At 65.4% G+C, this 20833-nt stretch carries 22 protein-coding genes; 8 read left to right on the top strand and 14 right to left on the bottom strand.

The genetic code is table 11. The annotated features are described in order from the left end of the window. Positions 1 to 60 precede the first annotated feature (60 nt). From DSM104443_RS05710 to DSM104443_RS05695, 4 genes are all read right to left on the bottom strand, one after another. Positions 61 to 1656, bottom strand: a complete 1596-nt coding sequence (locus DSM104443_RS05710) for an ATP-dependent DNA ligase (RefSeq protein WP_171090302.1) — start codon at positions 1654 to 1656, stop codon at positions 61 to 63. Continuing rightward, positions 1653 to 2723, bottom strand: coding sequence for a ligase-associated DNA damage response exonuclease (locus DSM104443_RS05705; RefSeq protein WP_171090300.1), 1071 nt, complete (start codon positions 2721 to 2723; stop codon positions 1653 to 1655). The genes DSM104443_RS05710 and DSM104443_RS05705 overlap by 4 nt, the downstream gene beginning before the upstream one ends. Before the next feature lie 49 nt (positions 2724 to 2772). Continuing rightward, positions 2773 to 3111, bottom strand: a complete 339-nt coding sequence (locus DSM104443_RS05700) for a hypothetical protein (RefSeq protein WP_171090298.1) — start codon at positions 3109 to 3111, stop codon at positions 2773 to 2775. Positions 3112 to 3216: 105 nt separating this feature from the next. After that, entirely contained in the window at positions 3217 to 3861 is a 645-nt protein-coding gene (locus DSM104443_RS05695) for a GntR family transcriptional regulator (protein ID WP_171090296.1), read from the bottom strand. A gap of 126 nt (positions 3862 to 3987) precedes the next feature. On the opposite strand from DSM104443_RS05695, the gene DSM104443_RS05690 reads away from it, so the two are divergent. The 4 genes from DSM104443_RS05690 (at position 3988) to DSM104443_RS05675 (ending at position 7923) form a co-directional block, all read left to right on the top strand. After that, positions 3988 to 4944, top strand: coding sequence for a tripartite tricarboxylate transporter substrate binding protein (locus DSM104443_RS05690; protein ID WP_171090294.1), 957 nt, complete (start codon positions 3988 to 3990; stop codon positions 4942 to 4944). A 12-nt stretch (positions 4945 to 4956) separates the two neighbouring features. Continuing rightward, a complete protein-coding gene (locus DSM104443_RS05685) occupies positions 4957 to 5739 on the top strand; it encodes an aldolase (protein WP_171090292.1) in 783 nt (260 codons plus the stop codon). 62 nt (positions 5740 to 5801) lie between these two features. Next, positions 5802 to 6923 carry an ABC transporter substrate-binding protein gene (locus DSM104443_RS05680; protein ID WP_171090290.1) on the top strand — a complete coding sequence of 374 codons (1122 nt, stop codon included), beginning with the start codon at positions 5802 to 5804 and terminating at the stop codon, positions 6921 to 6923. An 82-nt stretch (positions 6924 to 7005) separates the two neighbouring features. Beyond that, entirely contained in the window at positions 7006 to 7923 is a 918-nt protein-coding gene (locus tag DSM104443_RS05675; RefSeq protein WP_171090288.1) for a Tim44 domain-containing protein, read from the top strand. Between the two features lie 80 nt (positions 7924 to 8003). On the opposite strand, the gene DSM104443_RS05670 is transcribed toward DSM104443_RS05675, so the two are convergent. Further along, positions 8004 to 8639 (bottom strand): superoxide dismutase, encoded by a 636-nt coding sequence (locus DSM104443_RS05670; RefSeq protein ID WP_171090286.1) that lies wholly within the window; start codon positions 8637 to 8639, stop codon positions 8004 to 8006. 72 nt (positions 8640 to 8711) lie between these two features. Continuing rightward, entirely contained in the window at positions 8712 to 9293 is a 582-nt protein-coding gene (locus DSM104443_RS05665; RefSeq protein ID WP_171090284.1) for a VOC family protein, read from the bottom strand. A gap of 123 nt (positions 9294 to 9416) precedes the next feature. Here DSM104443_RS05665 and DSM104443_RS05660 point away from each other — a divergent pair, with 123 nt between their 5' ends. Both DSM104443_RS05660 and DSM104443_RS05655 read left to right on the top strand, forming a co-directional pair. Then, positions 9417 to 11039: a hypothetical protein gene (locus DSM104443_RS05660; RefSeq protein ID WP_171090283.1), complete on the top strand. Its 1623-nt coding sequence runs from the start codon at positions 9417 to 9419 to the stop codon at positions 11037 to 11039. Positions 11040 to 11046: 7 nt separating this feature from the next. Beyond that, on the top strand, positions 11047 to 12900 hold the full coding sequence (locus DSM104443_RS05655) for an ABC transporter ATP-binding protein (protein WP_171090280.1): 1854 nt from the start codon (positions 11047 to 11049) through the stop codon (positions 12898 to 12900). Here DSM104443_RS05655 and DSM104443_RS05650 read toward each other — a convergent pair whose 3' ends face one another. The 3 genes from DSM104443_RS05650 to DSM104443_RS05640 form a co-directional block, all read right to left on the bottom strand. Further along, a complete protein-coding gene (locus DSM104443_RS05650) occupies positions 12901 to 13779 on the bottom strand; it encodes a hypothetical protein (RefSeq protein ID WP_171090278.1) in 879 nt (292 codons plus the stop codon). Between the two features lie 52 nt (positions 13780 to 13831). After that, positions 13832 to 14212, bottom strand: coding sequence for a nucleoside 2-deoxyribosyltransferase (locus DSM104443_RS05645; protein WP_171090276.1), 381 nt, complete (start codon positions 14210 to 14212; stop codon positions 13832 to 13834). Positions 14213 to 14276: 64 nt separating this feature from the next. Continuing rightward, a complete protein-coding gene (locus DSM104443_RS05640; RefSeq protein ID WP_171090274.1) occupies positions 14277 to 15320 on the bottom strand; it encodes a CHAT domain-containing protein in 1044 nt (347 codons plus the stop codon). Positions 15321 to 15419: 99 nt separating this feature from the next. Between DSM104443_RS05640 and DSM104443_RS05635 the strand changes: the two genes are divergently transcribed. Further along, positions 15420 to 16484, top strand: coding sequence for a ComEC/Rec2 family competence protein (locus DSM104443_RS05635; protein WP_171090271.1), 1065 nt, complete (start codon positions 15420 to 15422; stop codon positions 16482 to 16484). Positions 16485 to 16498: 14 nt separating this feature from the next. On the opposite strand, the gene DSM104443_RS05630 is transcribed toward DSM104443_RS05635, so the two are convergent. Next, entirely contained in the window at positions 16499 to 16981 is a 483-nt protein-coding gene (locus DSM104443_RS05630) for an SRPBCC family protein (RefSeq protein WP_171090269.1), read from the bottom strand. On the opposite strand from DSM104443_RS05630, the gene DSM104443_RS05625 reads away from it, so the two are divergent. After that, positions 16980 to 18335: a M28 family metallopeptidase gene (locus tag DSM104443_RS05625; RefSeq protein WP_171090266.1), complete on the top strand. Its 1356-nt coding sequence runs from the start codon at positions 16980 to 16982 to the stop codon at positions 18333 to 18335. The two genes, DSM104443_RS05630 and DSM104443_RS05625, sit on opposite strands and share 2 nt — an antisense overlap. Here the strand turns inward: DSM104443_RS05625 and DSM104443_RS05620 are convergent. Genes DSM104443_RS05620 through DSM104443_RS05605 form a run of 4 tightly spaced genes read right to left on the bottom strand, consistent with a single transcriptional unit; the run spans position 18332 to position 20820 of the window. Next, positions 18332 to 18919 (bottom strand): hypothetical protein, encoded by a 588-nt coding sequence (locus DSM104443_RS05620; protein WP_171090265.1) that lies wholly within the window; start codon positions 18917 to 18919, stop codon positions 18332 to 18334. The genes DSM104443_RS05625 and DSM104443_RS05620 overlap by 4 nt on opposite strands. Before the next feature lie 4 nt (positions 18920 to 18923). Continuing rightward, a complete protein-coding gene (locus DSM104443_RS05615; protein ID WP_246232531.1) occupies positions 18924 to 19259 on the bottom strand; it encodes a hypothetical protein in 336 nt (111 codons plus the stop codon). Continuing rightward, positions 19256 to 19882: a class I SAM-dependent DNA methyltransferase gene (locus DSM104443_RS05610; RefSeq protein ID WP_171090263.1), complete on the bottom strand. Its 627-nt coding sequence runs from the start codon at positions 19880 to 19882 to the stop codon at positions 19256 to 19258. Before DSM104443_RS05610 ends, DSM104443_RS05615 begins: the two co-directional genes overlap by 4 nt. Then, positions 19879 to 20820, bottom strand: a complete 942-nt coding sequence (locus DSM104443_RS05605; RefSeq protein WP_212756973.1) for an MBL fold metallo-hydrolase — start codon at positions 20818 to 20820, stop codon at positions 19879 to 19881. Before DSM104443_RS05605 ends, DSM104443_RS05610 begins: the two co-directional genes overlap by 4 nt. Positions 20821 to 20833: the final 13 nt, after the last annotated feature.

Raw genomic sequence — 20833 nt, 5'->3', positions numbered from 1 at the left:
TAAAGGGGTCAGACCACTTTATTCTCGCATCCAGACCACGAATAAAGTGGTCTGACCCCTTTATTCAGCCCCTCCGATCAGTGCCCGCGCCGTCTCGACCGTGTCGGCGTCCTCGACCTTCTTGTCCGTCCGGATCCGGAGCATCCGGGGGAAGCGGACCGCGATGCCGGACTTGTGTCGCTTGGAGAGCTGGATGCCCTCGAAGCCGAGCTCGAACACCATGAACGGCTTCACGGTACGCACGGGACCGAACTTCTCGAGCGTGTTCTTGCGGATGAAGCCGTCGACCTCGCGGATCTCGTCGTCCGTGAGGCCCGAGTAAGCCTTGGCGAAGGGCACGAGCTCGCCGTCCTTCCACAGGCCGAACGTGTAGTCCGTGTAGAGGCTCGCGCGCTTGCCGTGGCCGCGCTGGGCGTACATCAGCACCGCGTCCAGCGTGTAGGGCTCGACCTTCCACTTCCACCAGTCGCCGCGCGTGCGCCCGACGCCGTAGGGAGAATCGCGGCGCTTCAGCATCAGGCCCTCGGTGCCGCGGGCGCGCGATTCCTGCCGCGCCAGCGCCAGCGTTTCCCATGACGGCGCGCGCACCAGCGACGAGGTCTCGAAGCGCGACCCGCCGGGAATCGCCTCGATCACGTCCTTCATCTTCTGGCGGCGCTCGTGCAGGGGCCGCTCCCGCCAATCCTCGCCCTCGAACTCGAGCAGGTCGTAAACGAGGAACGCGACGGGGTTTTCCGCGAGCATCTTCTTACCGGGGTCCTTGCGGCCAAGGCGCTTCTGCAGCGTGGCGAAGGACCGCACGCTGCCGTCCTTCCACGCGAGCACCTCGCCGTCCAGCACGCAGTCGGGGAGCTTCGCGGCCTCGGCGACGATCTCGGGGAATGCATGTGCGATGGGCTCGTCGCCGCGCGACCAGAGGAACGACTCCCCGCCGCGCTTCACGAGCTGCGCGCGGATGCCATCCCACTTCCACTCGGCGAGCCAGTCGGCGCGATCGCCGAGCGCATCGGGCTCACCGTCGAGCGGATGCGCGAGGAAGAACGGGTACGGCTTCGACGCATGCATCTCGCCGCCCTCGGGCGAGACGAGCGCCGTCCACGCTTCTTCCGTCGGCGGCCATTCACCCGCGAGGCGATGGGCGATCGCCTTGGCGTCGATGCTCGTTACCGCCGCGATCGCACGGACCACCAGCAGCGACGAGACGCCGACGCGGAACGCGCCGGTGATGAGCTTGTTGAAGACGAAGCGCTCCGCCGGTTCCAGCGCCGCCCAGTAGCCCAGCAGCCGCGCTTTCTGTTCTGCCTCGCCGAGTCCCCGCAGCGGCAGCACGCGCTCCTCGATCCACGCGTGCAAGGGAACGTCCTCGCGCTCCCCTTCGGGCGGCGGGAGCACGAGCGCGATGGTTTCCGCAAGGTCGCCTACCGCGTCGTAGCTCTCCTCGAAGAGCCACATCGGCAGCGACGCGGCCTCCGCGGCCCACAGGTGGAGCCGCTTCGTCGGCACCGCCTGGCGCGGCTTGTGGCCCGTGAGGAAATACGCGGCCCACGCGGCGTCGCGCGGCGCGGCCTTCGAGAAGTACTCGACCATCGCCGACACCTTCTCGTTGGTGCGAGTCGTCGAATCGATCTCCGCGTAGAGGGAGGCGAAGGATTTCACGACGGATCTCCCCCAAAACCCGGGTCAGAGTGGAGTTTTCCCTCTGGAGAACTCCACTCTGACCCGGGTTTTGTTTCTTCCGCGCCCGCCTCGCCTTCGAACTCCGTCTTCATCGCCTGTGCATCGAGACCGCGCTCGGAGAGAAAGCGCACCAGCGGCTCCACCTGCCCATGCGTCACGTACACGCGCTCGGCCCCGGTGGACCCGATGGCGCTCAAGAGGCTCGGCCAGTCCGCGTGGTCCGAGAGCACGAAGCCCTGGTCCACGGAACGCTGGCGCCGGGCGCCGCGGATCGCCATCCAGCCCGAGGCGAAAGCATCGGAGTAGTCGCCGAAGCGGCGCAGCCACGGCGTGGATTGCGCGGACGGCGGCGCCACGATGAGCGCGCCCGCATAGTCGCGCCGCGGATGCGAGTCGGACACGAGCGTGGTCTCGGGCAGCGCCACGCCGCACTCGCGATAGCCGTAGTTGAGCGACTCCACCGCGCCGTGCACGACGATCGGGCCGATCGAGGCGTCCACGCTCGCGAGGATGCGCTGCGCCTTCCCGAACGCGTAGCCGAAGAGCACGCTCGCCCGCCCATCGCGCGCGTTCCGGGCCCACCATCGGTCGATGCCTCCAAAGATCTCCGAGGGCGCCTGCCAGCGGTAGATCGGCAGGCCGAAGGTCGATTCGGTGATGAACACGTTGCATCGCACCGGTTCGAACGGCGCGCACGTCGGATCGGGGTCGAGCTTGTAGTCGCCCGAGACCACCCACACCTCGCCGCCGTGCTCGACCCGAACCTGCGCGCTTCCAAGGACGTGGCCTGCGGGGTGCAGCGAGACCTTCACGCCGCCGATATCGCGCACCTCGCCGTAGGCCAGGCCCTCGATCGAAGCATCAGGCCCCAGGCGCGTCTGTAGGACGGGCAATCCCGCACGGGAAGCCAGGTAGGCGCCGCTGCCGGGACGGGCATGGTCGCTGTGCGCGTGAGTGATGACAGCCCGATCCACCGGCTGCCACGGATCGACGTAGAAGTCGCCGGCCGCGCAGTAGAGGCCCTTGGGCGTCGGCGCAATCAACAAGGGCCGATCCCCTTGCGAGGACCGGCCCTGAGGGAGGAGAACGGCGGGGTTAGCGGGACTGGGCGATCACGGCCTTCACGGCGGGCGAAGGCTCGCCGATCGTGACCAGGGCCTTGCCCGACTTGCCGAGCGCATGGCGCTGCAGCGTGGAGGGCACTTGCAGCATCTTGTGGCGTTCGGTCCAGGCCACGTCGCGGGCGCCCATCACGGCGTCGTAGAGCGTGTCCGAGACGGAAGCCGCCGAGGCCTTGCCATCCAGCAGCTCCAGCATGGCGTGGTCCTGGTCGACCGGGGTGTAGCCCGGGCCGGCGACTTCGGTGGGGGCGGCGTGCGCCATGAAGCTGAGCGACGCGGCGAAGACGAGTGCGGAAGTAGCTTTGATTCTCATGGTCATTTCCCTGGTTGGGTCCATTAGTGGCCTCTGATGGACACATGGTCGCCGCTCGGGGAAATCGGGGCTGTGAGGCCCCGCACAAATCTCGCATGCCCCAGATTACAGCTGTCGCAGGACCTGCTTGCGACGGGCATCGACACGATGGGAAACCGCACGCACGGCCGCGGTGGCATTGCGGGACTGGAGGGCCGAGAGCAGTTGCTCGTGCTCGCGAAGCGCATCGCCCCATTGGGGGTCGGAAGCGAGCGCCGCGAAAAGAGCGCGCCGGACCTGGCCGCTCAGGTGGTCGTGCATCTGGCGCAGCGTCGCGTTGCCGGCCGCATTCAGCATGGCGTCGTGGAAATGCGCGCTCGCTTGCACGAACGCCCGCTTGTCGCGGCGCTTGTGGGCGGCCTTCATCCGGTCGACATGGCCGTGCAGCGCTTCCAGGCCCGCGGCATCGAGGCGCTTGCACGCAAGGTCGACCGCCAACCGCTCGAGGCACTTCACCACCGGGAAGATATCGTCGACCTTGTCGCTGTCCAACGAGGCCACGCGGGCCCCGCGCCGCGGCGAGAGCTCGACCAGCCGTTCCGTGGCCAGCAGCGCGAGCGCGTGGCGAAGCGGCGTGCGGGAGATGCCGAGGCGCGCGCCGAGGTCGCGCTCGGAAAGCTTTTCACCGGGCCGGAGTTTTCCCTCGACGATGGAAGCCCGGAGCACGCGCGCTGTTTCCTCGATCAGCAGCGGCGAGGTGACGGGACGCAAGGGCGCCGCTGTCGACGGCTTTTTCGACGGTTGTCGTGCGTCAGCGACGGGGTTTGGAGGCATCTGGTATTTGGTATACCATTTTCTGGCAGGTTTCGCCGAGTTTCACAGAGAGGAAAACCGCACGTGCAACGCATCGCCGCTTCGCTCCTGTCCCTCTTCCTGGCTTCAGCCGCGCTCGCCGCGGACGACTATCCCAACAAGCCCGTGCGTGTCGTGGTTCCGTTCGCTCCTGGCGGCGGCACCGATGTCGTCGCGCGCATCCTCGCGCAGAAGCTCTCGACGGAATACAAGCAGCAGTTCGTCGTCGAGAACAAGGCTGGCGCGGGCGGCTCGATCGGCACCGACATTGCCGCCAAGGCTGCGGCCGACGGCTACACGCTGCTCCTCGTGCCGACGAGCCACGTGATCAACCCGAGCATCTTCGCCAAGCTGCCGTTCAACACCGAGCGCGACTTCGCCCCGATCTCGATGGTGGCGTCCACGCCGATCCTCATCGCGGTGGCGACCAAGGTGCCGGCCAACACGCTGCCCGAGCTGGTGACGCTCGCCAAGACCAACACGGCGCTCAACTACGGCTCCGCGGGCAACGGCACCGTCTTCCATCTCGCCACGGAGATGTTCAAGCGCGAGAACGACATCCAGCTCACGCACATCCCCTACAAGGGCGGTGCCCCCGCCGTGTCCGCCCTCGTCGCGGGCGAGATCGACCTCACCTTCGAGACGATGCTGTCGCTGCAGCCCTTCGTGAAGGCCGGCCGCGCCAAGGCCCTCGCCGTGGCGAGCCGCGAGCGCAGCCGCAACATGCCCGAGGTGCCGACCACGGTGGAGCAGGGCTTTCCGAAGCTCGTCGCCACCAACGACTACATGCTGTTCGCGCCGGCGGGAACGCCGAAGGCCGTGCTGGACTCTCTCTACGCAGCGGTGACCCTGGCCCTCAAGGACCCGGACATCGTCTCGAAGATGGCGCTGCAGGGCGCCGAGATCGTCGGCAGCTCGCCCGCGCAGCTCGCGGCGTACGTGAACCTGGAGCTGCCGCGCTGGAAGCAGGTCGTGCAGCAAGCCAACATCAAGGCCGACTGACCGGAGGCACCCATGGCCGATCCCATCATCCGCAACAAGGACGAGTACCACGCGAAGACCAGCGCCAACATGGACCGCTTCTTCAAGGTCCCGGACTGGACGCCGCAGCAGAAGACCGCGCTCACCTGCCGCATCCTCGCCAAGGAGAACCACGAGTCGGGGCTGGCCGGGCAGATCACGATGCGCGGCCCGAAGCCGGGCACGTACTGGATGCTTTCCTTCGGCCTGGGCTTCGACGAAGCGGCGGCGAGCAACGTCGTCCTCTGCGACGACGATCTGAATCTCCTCGAGGGCGATGGCTTCGTGAATCCCTCGAACCGCTTCCACCTGTGGATCTACCGCCACCGGCCGCAGGTGAACGCGATCGTGCACACGCACCCGCCCTACGTCTCCGCCCTCTCGCTCACCGGCGAGCCGCTCATGGCCGCGCACATGGACACCACGATGTTCCATGACGACTGCGCGTACCTCCCCGAGTGGCCCGGCGTGCCGATCGGTGATGAAGAGGGACGCATCATCCACGACGCCCTCGGCACCAAGCGCGCCATCCTCCTCGCCCACCACGGCCAGCTGGTCGCGTGCGGCACGATGGAAGAGGCGTGCGTGCTCGCGGTATTCATCGAACGCGCGGCGCGCATGCAGTTGATGGCGCGCGCCGTTGGCCCGATCAAGGCCATCAATCCGGACCATGCCAAGGAAGCGCACGACTATCGCCTCAAGCAGAAGGCGGTCGGCGCGACCTTCCACTATTTCGCACGCCGCATCCTGAAGGAATCGGACGAAGCACTCGTGTAGCACCACCGCCGGGACGCCCCCCGCCTAGAGGGGACGGTCGGCACACATCAGGGAGAAACACCATGGACCACCTGCGCCTACGCGGCGTGGCGGTGCTTTTCGCCGCGGCCTTCGGCTGCGCGTTCGCCGCCGGCAAGGAGCCCTTGCTGATCGGGCAAACCGCCGACTTCTCGGGCCCCCAGGCCTCGCCGGTCAAGGAAACGACCGAGGCGGCGCGAGCCTACTTCGACTGGATCAACAAGCAGGGCGGCGTGAACGGCCGGCAGATCGTGCTCGAGTCCCTGGACGACGGGTTCGACCCCAAGAAGACGGTCGAGAACGCGAACAAGCTCGCCACCACGCGTCCGGTGCTGGCGCTGATGCTGAGCCGCGGCACGGCCAACGCCGAGGCGCTGATCCCGTTCACGCGCGAGAAGAAGATCCTCGTGCTGGCCCCGGTCGGCGGCTCGGAGAAGATGCACCGGCCGGCGGACCATTACCTCTTCAACATCCGCCCCACGCACCGCTCGGAGGCCGAGCGCGCGGTGGAGCAGCTGAGCTCGCAGGGGCTGCGCAGGATCGCGGTCGCCTACGTGGACGACGCGATGGGCAACGACGCGATGAAGGGCGCGCTCGCGGGACTGAAGACCGTGTCGCTCGAACCGGCCGCGCTGGTCACCATCCCGCGCGGGGAGCCCAAGGTGGAGGCTGCGGTGGAGGCCCTCGCCAAGGTGAGGCCGGACGCGATCGTGGGCCTGTGCATCGCGAAGAGCTGCGCCGCGCTGGTGAAGCAGTTGCGGGAGAAGGGCGTGTATTCGCAGTTCGTGTCGATGTCGAACACGAGCTCGGCGGGCTACGTGAAGGATCTCGGCCCGGCGGCGCGCGGCGTCATCGTGACGCAGGTCTATCCCTACCCGTTCTCCGACGCGACGCGCGCTTCCAAGGACTTCCGCGTGCTGGCGAAGGAGTACAAGCTCGCCAGCTCCTACTCCGCGATGGAAGGCTTCCTCGCCGCGAAGGTGATGACGGAAGCGTTGCGCCGGGCCGGGCCGAACCCGACCCGCGAAAGCGTCATCAAGGGCATGGAAAGCCTGAACCGCTTCGACGTGGGCGGCTTCGTGATCGACTTCGGCAACCACAGCCGCAGCGGCTCCGAGCACATGGAAATGACCATGATCGGGAAGGACGGGAAGTTCGTCCGATAAATCACGGTTCTGGATGCCTCGGGGGCTTGACCTTGCGCCATACTGTCGGCACATACAAGAATCACCGCCCCGGAGGCACACCATGAGAATGCCCAGCCTGATCATCGCCGCCGTCCTGGCCTTCGGCCTCGCCGCCGCGGAAGATTCCTTTGCCGCCAAGCGCTTCGGTGGCGGGGGCAATCTCGGCAAGCAGCGCGCCGTGCCCACCAAGGACGTGCCTTCCAGCCCGCCGGCCAGTGCTCCGGCCGCCACGCCGGGTGCGGCCGCTCCGGCCGCCGCCGGGGCAGGTGCCGCAGCAGCGGCTGCCAAGCCCAGCTTCATGAGCCGCTGGGGTGGCCTCCTCGCCGGCCTGGGCATCGGCGCCCTCCTCGCCTCGATGTTCGGCGCCAACATGGGCCCGATGGTCGGCATGCTCCTGGCCGTCCTGCTCGTGGCGGGCCTGGCCTTCTTCCTTTTCCGGATGTTCGCTTCCCGCGGCGCCCCCGGTCCCATGGCTTCGGCAGGCGGTGCGGCCGCCGGCACGGCTCCGCGCCCCTCGTTCTCGGGAATCGGCGCCAACGTCCCGGGCGCCCAGCCCTCGGATGTAGCCCCGGTCGCAGCGGCCGCGTCGGCCAGCTCCATCACCCCGGATTTCGATGTCCCGAATTTCCTGCGCGGCGCCAAGACCACGTTCATCCGCCTGCAGGCCGCGAGCGATGCGAAGGACCTCGACGACATCCGCGACTTCACCACGCCCGAGCTCTACGCCGAGATCGCCATGCTGCTGAAGGAGCGCGACGACGCGCCGCAGCGCACCGAAGTGGTCTCGATGGACGCGCGCCTCGCCGACTTCGCCCGCGAGAACGGCTACGACATCGCGAGCGTTCGCTTCACCGGCCTGATCCGAGAGAATGACGCGGGCAACCCGGAGCCGGTCGACGAACTCTGGCACGTGCGGAAGAAAACGGGCGACAAGAATCCCGCCTGGCAGATCTCGGGCATCCAGCAAGTCGCCGAGTAACCGCCGACCCAAAAGCAAAACCCGGGTCAGAGTAGAGTTTTCCGTGCGGGAAACTCTACTCTGACCCGGGTTTTGCTTTGTCAGGCGGCCTTGAGAGAACCGGCGCCGCGGAGCTGGGCGGCTGCGTGGTCCCAGTTGATGAGCTTCTCGATCACCGCGTTGGCGAAGTCGGGACGCTTGTTCTGGTAGTCCAGGTAGTACGCGTGCTCCCAGACATCGATGGTGAGGAGCGGCGTGATGCCTTCGGCGATCGGCGTCGCGGCGTTGGAGGTGGAGCTCAATGCGAGCTTCCCTTTGTTCACCACCAGCCACGCCCAGCCGGAGCCGAACTGGTCCACGGCGGTCTGGGCGAAGCGCTTCTTGAAATCGTCATAGCTGCCGAACGAGGCGTCGATCGCCGCGGCCAGCTCGCCGGTGGGCTTGCCGCCGCCGCCCGGCTTCATCGCGTTCCAGAAGAAGGTGTGGTTCCACACCTGGGCCGCGTTGTTGAAGATCTTCTTGGCCGATTCGTCCTTGGCGGCCTCGACGACCACCTTCTCCAGCGGCATCTCCGCGTACTTGGTGCCCGCGGACAGCTCGTTCAGCTTGTCCACATAAGTCTTGTGGTGTTTGCCGTAATGGAACGACATGGTGCGCGCCGAGATGACCGGATCCAGCGCACCCTCGTCCCAGGGCAGCGGCGGAAGGGTGAACGGACCGGAAACTTTTGCATTCATGGGTGACCTCTCCTGGTGAATTCCCATTGTGACCCGTGCGAGGCAGCGACGTTCCTCGCACGGCTCACAGGGTCACTTACCCGCGTAGGCCTTCTCGATCGTGGCGATGTCGAGCTTCTTCATCTTCATCATCGCGGCGAATGCGCGCTCGGTCTTGGGCGATTTGTAGTCCTTGTACATCCTGGTCATGCCGGCGGGCACGATCTGCCACGAGAGGCCGAACTTGTCCTTGAGCCACCCGCAGGCCTGGGCCCTCGGATCGCCGCCCTCGTTCAGCTTCTCCCAGTAGTAGTCGATCTCCTTCTGGTCGGCGCAGGTCACGACGAGCGAGACGCCCTCGTTGAACTTGAACTGGGGCATCGGCCCGCCGTTGAGGGCCTGGAAGGGCGTGCCGTTCAGCTCGAAGTCCACGACCATCACGGAACCGGCCGGCTTGTGATGCACGTCCTGCCCCTGGTTGGGATAGTGCGAGACCTGCTTGATCCTGCCCTTCCTGAAGATCGAGACGTAGAACTTCGCCGCCTCCTCCGCCTCGCTGTCGAACCACAGGCACGGTCCGATCGGCTGCACGGTGGCGCGAACGGGGGCCTTCTTCGCGGGACGGGCGGCCGCCTTCTTGCGCGCCGGGGCCTGCTTGCGTTTCTTCGTTGCCATGGGAGCTCCTTTTCGAATGTCCGGAAAGTCCGGCACACCCCTGGTCGAATGGGGACATGCCGTATCGACACACGAGGGAGCCTGAATGCGGCCGGGAGTTCCATGCGTGGTACAAAGCGCAACATGGACCGCAAGACCGCCGCCGCCGCATGGGCTCTCGTGGGGCTCGCCGCAGCGGGGCTCCTCGTGCCGCTCGTGCACGGGTACTTCCTCGCTGACGACTTCGTTCCCCTGGTGCTGTTCCACCAGTGGGAGGGCCAGGGACGCCTCGGTGCGGAGCTCGCGGCGAAATTGAACGGCGGCCTCGATGCCGGGGCCAACCATTTTTACCGGCCGCTTTCGTACGCGTCCCTCGCCCTGAACTACGTGACAAGCGGGCTCGCACCCGAGGCCTGGCACGCGCTGAACGTCGCGTTGCACCTGGCGAGCGGGGTGTTGGCCGGTCTCCTGGGCGTGATGGCCACGGGGGTGCGCGGTGCGCGCGCCGTGGCGGCCTCCGCGGCAGGCGCGGCGCTCTTCCTCTTCTTCGCGCCGAGCGTGGAAGTCGTTGCGTGGATCTCCGGGCGCTTCGACGTGACGGCGACCTTCTTCACGCTGCTGGCCTGCGTGCTGTTCCTGCGCAGCCGGCACTTCGGAGATGCGGCTTCGTGGTTTTCGCTTCTTGCCGGCATCGCCGCTTTCCTCTGCAAGGAGTCGGCCGCGATCCTGCCGTTCGCGATCCTGCTTCTCGCGTTGGTGCGAACCGAGGATGACGACTCCGCCATCATCAACCGCGGGCTGGATGCGGTGCGCCGCGCGGCGCCGTGGCTCGCGATCGCCGCGTTGTATCTCCTGGCGCGCTACTTCTTCTTCGGGTCACCCACGCGCGTCTACGGCGGTTCGACGCCGGTCGCCGCCGCGCTCTCCATCGCGTACTGGTCGGGCCTCGCGGAGACACTGCCCGCATGGTGGGCCGCGCAGTTTCGCGGCAGTGGATCGGTCACGTGGGTCGTATCCGCGATGGCCGCCCATGTGGCGCTCATCCTCTATGCGGCGATCGCACCGTCCTCGGAACGCCACGGGCGCTTCGTCCTCGTGGTGCTGGGGATGATCGTGCTTCTCACGGTTGCGTTGGTGGCACCGCACGCAGGCTCGCTTCCGGCGGACGGCCTCGGCGGCCGCTTCCTCTACCAGAGCTCGGCGTTCTACGGCGCGCTGGCCGCCGCTGGCCTTGCAGTCGCCCGCCCCGCCCTGCCCCTCGCGGCGATGACGGTGGTTCTCGCAGGCGTCAGCGCGCTCTCGTTCGCGGAAACCGCCGCGCGCTGGAACGAAGCTTCGGTGCAGATGCGCGCGCTGGTAGCCGACATCGCTCGCACCGCCCGCGAAACGCCGGCGGCCGACTTCACGCTGGTGCTGGCGCCGCGCGCCTACGACGACATCCTCTTCGTGACCAATGCGCAGGGGGCGTTGATGTCGCCTCCAATACATCCCGCCGCCCTGACGGACCGCCTCCTCGTCCAGAACTACGACGACGTGGTGTTGCTCGCCCCGAAGATGGCCGACGGCGTGCCCGCGACGATGCGAGCCTTCGCCCGCCTCGGCGGCAAGCGGGGGGAAGCGGCGAACCTCCATACCGTTTGCTGGAATCCGGAGCGGAAGCGCCTCGTGCCGCTCGCATTGGCCGAGAACCTTTCCCCCGCGGAATGGGCCGAAGCGATCGGGCGCGCGCTTCCCACCGTGGGTTGCACGCTTCGTCCCGCACACTAGAGACTCGATGCCTCCGCCCGCGCCACCTCCGCAGTCGTTCCGCCAGCGCCTCGGTGCGCTGCGCAACCTCCCGCCGTTCCTGAAGCTCGTCTGGGAGACGAGCCCGGGCATCGCGTCGGCGGAGATCGTGCTGCGCCTGATTCGCTCGCTGTTGCCGGTGGCGGCGCTCTACATCGCCGCATTGATCATCGACGAGGTAGTGCGCCTCACGAGAATCCCCTCGCCCGGCACGACCGCCATCGCCTGGTATCACTCCGGGCTCCTGGATCGCGTGATCCTGCTGCTCGCCCTCGAGTTCGCATTGGGCATCGGCTCGGACCTCCTCGGCCGCGTCATCTCGCTGCTGGATTCGCTGCTGGGGGAGCGCCTCAGCACGACGACCAGCGTGCGACTGATGGAACATGCCGCGACCCTGGACCTCGAGGATTTCGAGGACAGCGAGTTCCAGGACCGCCTCGAGCGCGCCCGCACGCAGGCGGCGGGCCGCACGGGACTCATGACGCAGCTTTTCGGGCAGGCGCAGGACCTGGTGACCATCGCGAGCCTCGTCGTGGGCCTGGCCGCCTATGCGCCGTGGCTGATCGCGCTCCTCGCCGTGGCGCTCATTCCGTCCTTCCTCGGCGAGCTCTACTTCAACGCGCAGTCGTACTGGCTCAACTACTACCGCGCCCCGGAGCGCCGCGAGCTCGACTACGTGCGCCAGGTGGCCGCCGGCGCCGACACCGCGAAGGAAGTGAAGATCTTCGGGCTGCACGGCTTCCTGATCGAGCGCTATCGGGAATTGGCGGTCAGCTTCTTCCGCGCCAACCGGAAGATCGCCGTGCGCCGCGCCGCGTGGGGAAGCGTGCTCACCGCGATCTCCACCGTCGCGTATTACTTCGCCTACGCGTACATCGTGTGGCGCACGCTCCACGGCGACTTCACCATCGGCAACCTCACGTTCCTGTCGGGCTCGTTCCTCCGGCTGCGCGGCTTGCTCGAGCAATTCCTCTCCGGCTTCTCGACCGTGGCGGGACAGGCGATGTACCTCGACGATCTCTTCTCGTTCTTCGAGATCAAGCCCGAAATCGTCTCCCCCAAGAAGCCGCGGCCGTTCCCGAACCCGATTCGCGAGGGCTTCACGTTCGAGGACGTGGGATTCCAGTATCCGGGCGCCGAGCGTTGGGCCGTGCGCAACCTCTCGTTCAACCTGCGTGCCGGCGAGGTGCTCGCACTCGTCGGAGAGAACGGCGCGGGCAAGACAACGCTGGTGAAGCTGCTCGCGCGCCTCTACGACCCGGACGAGGGGCGAATCCTCCTCGATGGCCACGACCTCAAGGAGTACGACCTCTTCGAGCTGCGCCGGAATATCGGCGTGATCTTCCAGGACTTCGTGCGCTTCCATCTGAGTGCCGGCGACAACATCGCGGTCGGCTTGATCGAAGCTCGCAAGGACCAGGCGAGGATCGAGCTCGCCGCGGAACGAAGCCTGGCGGACGAAGTGATCGCGAAGCTCCCCGAGCACTACGAGCAGCTGATTGGCCGGCGCTTCAAGACCGGCGTGGATTTGTCCGGCGGCGAGTGGCAGAAGATCGCCATCGCACGGGCCTACATGCGCGATGCGCAGGTGCTGATCCTCGACGAGCCCACGGCCGCGCTCGATGCACGCGCCGAGTTCGAGGTCTTCCAGCGCTTCAAGGAGCTCTCGGAGGGCAAGACCGCGGTGCTGATCTCGCACCGCTTCTCGAGCGTGCGCATGGCCGACCGCATCGTGGTGCTGGGCGACGGCAAGGTCGAGGCGACCGGTACGCATGCGGAGCTGCTCGCCCAGGGCGGGCGTTACGCGGAGCTCTTCGAGCTGCAGGCCGCGGGGTATCGATAGCTAGGAACGTGCCTCCACGATCTGAGCGATCTGCTCCGCCAGCTTGAGTACGACTGTGAGAGCCGATGGGCTTGCGAGAATCTTGGCCCCACTTGCCGTCGTTGTATCGAAATCCACGACACCCCAGATCGTCGGACCCACCACAACCGGCGCGGCCAGCACGAACTTCAGTCCGGGTTCGACCTTTATGTCCTTCGCCAGTGCTGCTTGGGACGGCCGAGGAATCTTGGCCGCCTGAACTTGTCGCATGCGCCACGCCTTGATCACAGCCAAGTCAGCATGCTCCTTTGCATTGAACTGGAGCACATTGATATCCTCACAGCGCTTATGCAGTGACCACGCGCCCATGCAGATCAAGTCGTTCGACTCGACCCCGAACAAGAATGCCCTTATGTCTTCGGGAGTCGAAGGAAGACTCGCCGCCCTGGCCGAGAGTTCAAGTCGATCATTGATAGTCTTGCAACGCAGGGTTGCATGGTTGGCATGCTTTGCTTTGCAACTGGAGACCAACCGGCGACGAATCGCGCTGCACGCCTTGTCGAATCGGTTTGTGCGCTCATGCGCAGCCCCGCTGACGTACTCGATGCGTACGCCAAAGCGCTCCGCAGGCAGGAATGTTTTCGCGTCTATGCTGTCAGCCAATACGAAGCAGTGGCGAGCACCCAGCCGTGCCACGAGGATGCCCAGCGCGAAGAGCAGTGAGTCGTGAGCTGCGATGGCCGCCTTGGTACGGCCACCGAGGATCTCCTCACGTGTCGATGCCAGGATTGCACAATCGGCATTTGCGGCAAGTTGTTCAAGATCTTCCATCGACGACGTACCGCTCAGGCGATAGATTCCTTGGCTGACGTCGAAGGCGTCATCGAACTCGGACAGCACTTCCCGAGCGAGAGCATCGCCAGCGCTTCCGCAGACAATCAAGAGACGGGGGCTAGCCATCGGCGCTCTCGAAACTATCCTGCCTCACACGACGCAATATCCGACCCAGTTCGTCGAGCGAGTCAGCACGCATCGCAGGCGGAATGCGAAGCCAATGTCCAAGAGGCACCGCTCCTTCAGTTGGAGCAGGCGGTGGCCCGAACGCCACAACAATCCTTCCAAGCGCCTCGGCCATGCCCACCTCGAAATAGACCCCCGCGCCTGCGCCCTCTGGAACGAATATCACGATCGAACACGCAAGAAGGCCGTTTCGGTTGTGTTCAACGATTTCGACGGGTGTCACCTTCGCATCCAGCGGCAGTTGCTCTTGTGGCGAAAACAGAGACATCCCGGCCGCTCGAACAATAACCGCGATTTCTGCGTTACGGCGCATGCACCCCGGCTGACGCAGTCCGGCGGCCAAAAATACGTCCCAGCGGCGTCTAACGACCGATCGATCAGCTCCCATCGTTTTCCCTGAGTTTCGAGATCGCGGCCGCAATGCCCTCGCGGTCGGCGCTCCTGAGCTTCTGGTACTCGCTGGTTCTCAGGCCCGCCTCCAACGCATCACAGACCATCGCGTACGCTGAAAAGGTACGACCGGTTCCCGTCGACCCCGTCGCAAAGATGCGAAAGTCGCCCGCCGCGGTCCAAACCGACTCGCACCAGATTCTCCCCCTGACCGGATATCCGCGAACAATCTTCGCGTAACTCGCAGCTCTCTCCTCGTCCGATTCCAGGTAGTTATCAAGCCAACCTTCATCTTCATCGGACATGGTCTCGTCGTCGGTGAAGAACACTATTTGTACAGTGTCGGCTGGACATCCCGCCAGCCCGATGTCCAGGTCGAACTCCCCAAATTTGTCAGCGGAGTAGTCGATCGCGCCGTTGGTTTTTTCAGGAAATTTCGCGACGATCTTCGGAAGGTGGACGAGCGACACGGTGGCGGGGAGATCGGTGCTTCCACTTGGAAATAGCGCAGATTGCGCTGTTCCTCCCGAAAGAGCGGACAGAAGGGCGCTAGAAGCGTGAAACGCTTCGGTCACGGTGGAGCCCGACAAAAGGCCCTCGTAGAACACGATGGCAGTGGCACGGGCAGCACCGTTTTCGATTGAGGCCGTCGATCCAATCGCCATTGGCACAACCTTGGCGATCTCCTTCGCTATCGCGGCGGAGTTACACGCATTGACGTAAACCAGCTTCGGGCGAACTCGGACTGTCAGCATGGCAGCAAGGATTTCGCCGGTGATCTCTATCGACTTACCGCTCGCACTGGCCATGCGAAGAGCTTCGTTGTCTCCGTGCGCGGACAGGTGGACGACATCCGGTCGCACCTTCAAGAGGGTAGTCGTGAAATCCTCAACTGCGAGAGCGGGCAGGAAAGTGAATTCGACGGTTCCCGTCGATTGCCAACCAATCCGCCGCTGGATTTCGGTAATTTCCCGTTCCAGGGCCAATGTTTTCTGATCTTGCGGATTGCTCGCAACAAAGAGTAGCTTCATTTTTCGTTCTCCCTGGCGGCGCCAATTTCCGGGGATGCATGCTCAAGCGTCTCCTGGGACGACGCGGAAATATGTTACCGCGACTGTGAAGGAACACCCATGTTTCGGATTCGGGCACTACCCGCCGAGTACGGTGACTCGCTGCTGATCGAATACGGGCAGGCTGGCGAGACGAATCGCATGCTGATCGATTGCGGACCAACTGGCGTGTATTCGGACGTTCTCAGGCCTCTCATCGAAGGTCTGTCTCCTAACGAACGTCGGTTTGAATTGCTGGTTATCACCCACGTCGACGCCGATCACATCGGCGGGGCTCTACCTCTGCTCCGCGACCTCGAAGACCTCGGAGTGTCGATCGGTGAGGTGTGGTTCAACGGATTCCAGCACCTACCCAAGGCCGCCATTGATCCCGACGAAGTAGACCGAAGCGTCCGGCATGGGGAGCAGCTATCGAAGCTGATTTTCAATCGCCGATTGCGATGGAACACAAGCTTTGACGAAAACGCGGTCGTTGTTCCTGACGTCGGCGACTTGCCGGAGAAAGCATTCAAGGGCATGAAGCTGACGTTGCTGTCCCCGTATTCAAGGCACTTGGCAGACCTCGCCAAGGTCTGGTGGGAGGAAATTCGGGAGGCCGGCATCCAAGCGGGCCAAACCGCATCGATCCCGGAAACGGATGGCTCGTGGGAGGACGAAGTTTTGCGAGGGACCCCTGATGTACGGTTGCTCGCCGAGTCCAGGGTCGGGAGAGACACTGCGGTAGCCAATGGGAGCAGCATCGCCTTCCTTGCAAGCTACGACGAAAAGACCGTTCTTTTCGGCGCCGATGCATTTTCCGGGGTTCTGACCGATTCATTACGCCGTGTGCGGACACCGACCGAGTTGGCGGCGTTCAAGGTTCCACACCATGGCAGCGCCCAAAACATCGATCGGGAGCTGCTTGCGTCAATGCACTGCAAACGACACATCATCTCGACAAATGGAAAGCGATTCGGACATCCGAATCCCATTGCCATCGCGAAGCTCATCTCGTTTGCCGGTGGCGAGCTTCATTTCAACTATCAAACCCCTCAAAACGAAATGTGGATGGATTCAAAACTTCTGGAACCCAAGACGTACACCGTCACGTACGGAGGGTCCGAGGGAAGCGTCATCGAGTTGTGACCCTCCATATCGGCTTAGCTCTCTAGGACCCGCTTCAGCTGATTCAGCGCGCGCCGCGACTGGCGGCTGAGGATCCACCGCATCAGCGACGAGTCGATCCAGCGCCAGGGCCAGACCCGCGAGCGGTACTCCAGGATGCGCGTGAAGCGGCTGCCCCCGGCCAGTGGCGAGACGATGTAGCGGATGCGCGCCACGCCTTGCCCCGAGTCAGTCACGATGACCCACGTGTCGGGCGGGCGGCACTCGACCACCGTCCAAGTTGTTTCGAAGCGCTTCAAGCCGACGTGGATTCTTTCCCGCACCGTCTCGCCCAGGCCGATGGGCCGCGAGGGCACGTTGGAGACGGCGGCCGTGGCCGGATGCCACGTGTGCCAGAGGTACGGCGCCGTGGCGTAATGAAAGACATCGGCGGTGGCCATGTCGATATCGACGCTCGTCTCCACTCGTACCAGCGAGACGCCATCGAGAAAGCCTACGGCCGATATACTTCGATCCATGAAAAAAGTCCTCTTAGTCGCCGCGGCATCCGCGGCACTCACCGCCCAGGCCGGCCCGATCGAAGAGATGGTCGGGCAGGTCTCCCAGCAACGCATCGAGGCGAACATCCGCAAGCTCGTCTCGTTCGGCACGCGCAATTCGCTTTCCGATCCCGACAATCCCACGCGCGGTGTCGGTGCCGCGCGCCGGTGGATCCTCGAGGAGATGAAGCGCTGCGGCAGCGACCGGCTGCAGGTCGCCTTCGACGAGCACCTTGTCGAATCCGGCGTGCGCGTCCCGAAGCCCACGAAATTCGTGAACGTCGTGGCCACGCTTCCCGGCACGCAGGCCGAGAGCCGCGACAGGGTATACGTCGTGAGCGGCCATTACGATTCAATGCCCTCCTCGCCCGTCGATCCCGACCGCGACGCTCCGGGCGCCAACGACGACGCTTCCGGGACTGCCGTCTCGATCGAGCTTGCGTGCGTCATGTCGAAGTACAAGTTCGACGCCACCCTGGTCTTCATGACCGTGGCCGGCGAGGAACAAGGCCTCCTTGGAGCAACAGGCTACGCGAAGGCAGCCCGTGCGAAGAACGTGAATATTGCCGGGATGATCACCAACGACATCGTCGGCAACTCGCGCGCGCCCGACGGAACGGTGGATCGCTCGCGCCTGCGCCTCTTCGCGCAGGGCGTGCCCGCCGTTAAAACGCTTCCGGATGATGTGGTGGCGGCGCTGCGCACGAGCGGCGAAAACGACCTGCCGACGCGCCAGCTCGCACGGCGCATCCAGGAAGCGGCCACGCAGTACGTGAAGGACTTCAAGGTCGAGGTGATCTGGCGCCGCGACCGTTTCCTGCGAGGCGGCGACCACTTCCCGTTCCTCGAGGAAGGCTATCCGGCCGTGCGGTTCACGGAGCCCGTCGAAGACTGGCGCCACCAGCATCAGGACGTGCGCATGCAGGACGGCGTGCAGTTCGGCGACCTGCCGGAGTTCGTGGACTTCGGATACGTCGCGAATGTCGCGCGCGTTAACGCTGCCGCCCTGGCGTCGTTGGCGCTGGCGCCTTCCGTTCCTCGCGAGGTGGAAATGGAGAACTTGCGCCTCGAGAACGACACGACGATTCGCTGGCAGCCGAACCCCGAGCCGGACGTGGCGGGCTATCGCATCGTGTGGCGCGAGACCACGGCGGCGACGTGGCAGTTCACGAAGGACATCGGCAACGTGACTCGCTTCACCCTGCCGGGCATCTCGAAGGACAACTACACGTTCGGGCTCGTGGCCTACGACAAGGACGGCAACGTCTCGGTCGCCGCGTATCCGAAACCGTATCGGCCGGCGGCGGGTGCACCGCTGCCCGTGCTTCGCTAACGGGCTCTTAACGCCACGAGGGCCGCGGCAGCGGCCTCTCGCTGGTACTGCGCCCACGGTGGGCCTGCAGCCTTGCCGATCGCGGCCAGCTGCGCATCGAACTTCGCGCGCGTGAGGCCGAACTTCTTCGCCGCGGCATCGAGCGCGGTCTTGTCGGGCAGCGTCGCGGGTTCGAAGCCGCACTCGCGTGCGCCTTCGACCAGCACGGTCCGGAAGAGCTCTCCCTCCGCCTTGTGCATGCGGACGTGCACCGCGAGGATCTCGTCCGTCGTCCACTCCGGCATGCCGGTTCCGATGAGAACGCCGCACCCGACAACCTCGTGGCCCGCCGCCTTGCAGCGCTTCACGGCGTCGCGGACGGCTGCGGTTGCGAGGCGCTGCGCCCGCGCGATGCTGCCCTGGACGTACTTGCGCGCCGCTTCCGGCTCGAGGCCCTCGGCCGCGTGGTAGGTCGCGAACTCACCCGGTGGAAGGAGTCCGAGGTCGGCACGCTCGAGGACTTCAGGCTTCCCGTCCACGTCGAGCAGCACGACGAGGACGGCACGTCCCGTGCGAGGCTTGAAACCGAGGGCGGCCTTGCCCACGACCTTACCTCGCCTGCGCCTTCACGAAGTCATACGCGGCCTGGAAGAGCTCCGCGTCCTTCTCGAACTCGGCGGCATCCTCGCGCTCGACTTGCACCCACTCCTTGGAGCTGGGCAATCCCGCGGGCGTGAACGGAGCGACGTTGGCCCGCGAGAACTGCGCCTCGCGCGCGACGGCCACGGGCAGCCGAAGGCCGACCGCGTTGCCGTTCATGCACGCGAACATGCGGTCGTTCACGAAGTAGGCGTCGAGGTTGTTGATCTTCTTGGTCTTGACGCCGGGATACTTGAGAAGCATCGGGTCGATCAGCGACTTGCGGCTGGGTTGCTCTGCGGTCACGTCTTTCTCCACACGGTTGCGAGCCAGGGTTGCTGCTCGAGCGGCAGTCCCGGTGGCCGATAGTAATGCTCCAGCTCCTCGAACGCCGCGGCACGCATGAAAGCGCGCCACGCCTCGAGGTCGTGATACGCGCCATAGCGCCCGCGATTCCATCCCTCTTCATTGTTGCCGCGCGGATTGGACGCGAAGAGCACGCCCCCGGATTTCAGCGCCGCATGCAGCTCGCCCAACACGCGCGGCAGCTCCTGCCGGGGCACGTGGAACAGCGACGCGTTGGCGAAGATGCCGTTGAAATGGCCGCCGGGAAGGTGGAGCGCGAGGAAGTCCTGCTCCCAGACCTCGCAGCCGCTGTGCTCGCGCGCCATGGCCGCGAACTGCGGTGAGCCCTCGAGGCCGATGGCGTGGTGGCCGAGGTCGCGGAACGCCACGAGATCCCGCCCGGGGCCGCAGCCGAGATCGAGGATGCGAAAGGGCGGAGTCCCGCGGATGTTCCGCAGCAGGGCGTTGATGTTCTGCGTGACGTCGTGGCCGCGCGTGCCTTCCCAGAAATCGGCGGCGCGAGCGTTGTAGTGCTCCAGGGTCTTGCCGGTGATCTGCGCCAGGTCCTCGGGTTGTGCGGTCATTTCGGTGCGTCGAAGCTCGCGGCCTCGGCTTCCAGGTAGGCGCGGTTGAGGTTCCTGCCGATCACATAGGAGCGCTCGAGCTTGCTCCACGCGGAGAGGTCGAGGGTCGCACGGATCTCGGCTTCCGTCTTTCCGTTGCGATACCCCTCCGCCACGCCGGCGTAGAAGCGAGCGATGGCATCACGAAGGCCGGTGACTTCCTCCGAGGTCATCACGTCGCCGTGTCCCGGCACGAATCGCGTCGCGCCGAGGGTGAGCATCTCGTCGAGCGTCCCGATCCAGCTCCTCACGAATCCATCCTGGAACGTCGGCACCACGCCGTTCACGAGCACGTCCCCCGCAATGACGATCTTCTCGTCGGGCAGGGAGACCACGAGGTCGCCCGCGGTGTGCGAACCGCCCGGCACCCAGAAGACGATGCGCACGCCATCGATACGCATCTCGGTCCGCGCTTTCGCTGGATACGCGATGTCGGCGGCGCGAGGCTTCGTTCCCGGCAGCTTGTGTCCTACGTCTCGCTCCATGAGATCCAGCCACTCGTGACCGGTCTCCGCCACGAGCTTGCGGCACGTCTCGGAACTGATGACCGTGGCGCCCGCGAAGGCGGTGTTGCCCAGGTAGTGATCGCCGTGGTGATGCGTGTTCACGACGTAGTTGACGGGCTTCGGCGTGATGCGGCGAACGTACGTCGCGAGATGCAGCCCCACGGCGTGCGAGCCGCCCGAATCCACCAGGATCACGCCTTTGTCGCCGACGATCACGGTGGCGTTGATCATGTAGCCCTGGTTCGAAGGATTGGCGTGCTGGAGGGGACCGTGCAGCACGTAGACGCGCTCGCTCAACTGGAGAATGCGAGGCTCGGGAATCCGCGGATCGGCTGCGATTGCGCAAGGCGCCAGCAGCACGAGAACCGCGGCACTGCTGCGCAGGAAGGTCACGTTCCGAATCAAG

Origin of the sequence: Usitatibacter rugosus, assembly GCF_013003965.1 — a bacterium.
Lineage (GTDB): Bacteria > Pseudomonadota > Gammaproteobacteria > Burkholderiales > Usitatibacteraceae > Usitatibacter > Usitatibacter rugosus.
The sequence above is the reverse complement of the archived record's forward strand: the minus strand, read 5'-3'. Positions and strand labels throughout refer to the sequence as shown.

What these genes read in the sequence shown, in the direction of transcription:
- DSM104443_RS05640 (WP_171090274.1), bottom strand. Translation starts at nt 15,320, where the DNA reads ATGAAGCTACTCTTTGTTGCGAGCAATCCGCAAGATCAGAAAACATTG.
- DSM104443_RS05665 (WP_171090284.1), bottom strand. Translation starts at nt 9,293, where the DNA reads ATGGCAACGAAGAAACGCAAGCAGGCCCCGGCGCGCAAGAAGGCGGCC.
- DSM104443_RS05685 (WP_171090292.1), top strand. Translation starts at nt 4,957, where the DNA reads ATGGCCGATCCCATCATCCGCAACAAGGACGAGTACCACGCGAAGACC.
- DSM104443_RS05625 (WP_171090266.1), top strand. Translation starts at nt 16,980, where the DNA reads ATGAAAAAAGTCCTCTTAGTCGCCGCGGCATCCGCGGCACTCACCGCC.
- DSM104443_RS05675 (WP_171090288.1), top strand. Translation starts at nt 7,006, where the DNA reads ATGAGAATGCCCAGCCTGATCATCGCCGCCGTCCTGGCCTTCGGCCTC.
- DSM104443_RS05670 (WP_171090286.1), bottom strand. Translation starts at nt 8,639, where the DNA reads ATGAATGCAAAAGTTTCCGGTCCGTTCACCCTTCCGCCGCTGCCCTGG.
- DSM104443_RS05635 (WP_171090271.1), top strand. Translation starts at nt 15,420, where the DNA reads ATGTTTCGGATTCGGGCACTACCCGCCGAGTACGGTGACTCGCTGCTG.
- DSM104443_RS05655 (WP_171090280.1), top strand. Translation starts at nt 11,047, where the DNA reads ATGCCTCCGCCCGCGCCACCTCCGCAGTCGTTCCGCCAGCGCCTCGGT.
- DSM104443_RS05610 (WP_171090263.1), bottom strand. Translation starts at nt 19,882, where the DNA reads ATGACCGCACAACCCGAGGACCTGGCGCAGATCACCGGCAAGACCCTG.
- DSM104443_RS05660 (WP_171090283.1), top strand. Translation starts at nt 9,417, where the DNA reads ATGGACCGCAAGACCGCCGCCGCCGCATGGGCTCTCGTGGGGCTCGCC.
- DSM104443_RS05680 (WP_171090290.1), top strand. Translation starts at nt 5,802, where the DNA reads ATGGACCACCTGCGCCTACGCGGCGTGGCGGTGCTTTTCGCCGCGGCC.
- DSM104443_RS05645 (WP_171090276.1), bottom strand. Translation starts at nt 14,212, where the DNA reads ATGCGCCGTAACGCAGAAATCGCGGTTATTGTTCGAGCGGCCGGGATG.
- DSM104443_RS05700 (WP_171090298.1), bottom strand. Translation starts at nt 3,111, where the DNA reads ATGAGAATCAAAGCTACTTCCGCACTCGTCTTCGCCGCGTCGCTCAGC.
- DSM104443_RS05630 (WP_171090269.1), bottom strand. Translation starts at nt 16,981, where the DNA reads ATGGATCGAAGTATATCGGCCGTAGGCTTTCTCGATGGCGTCTCGCTG.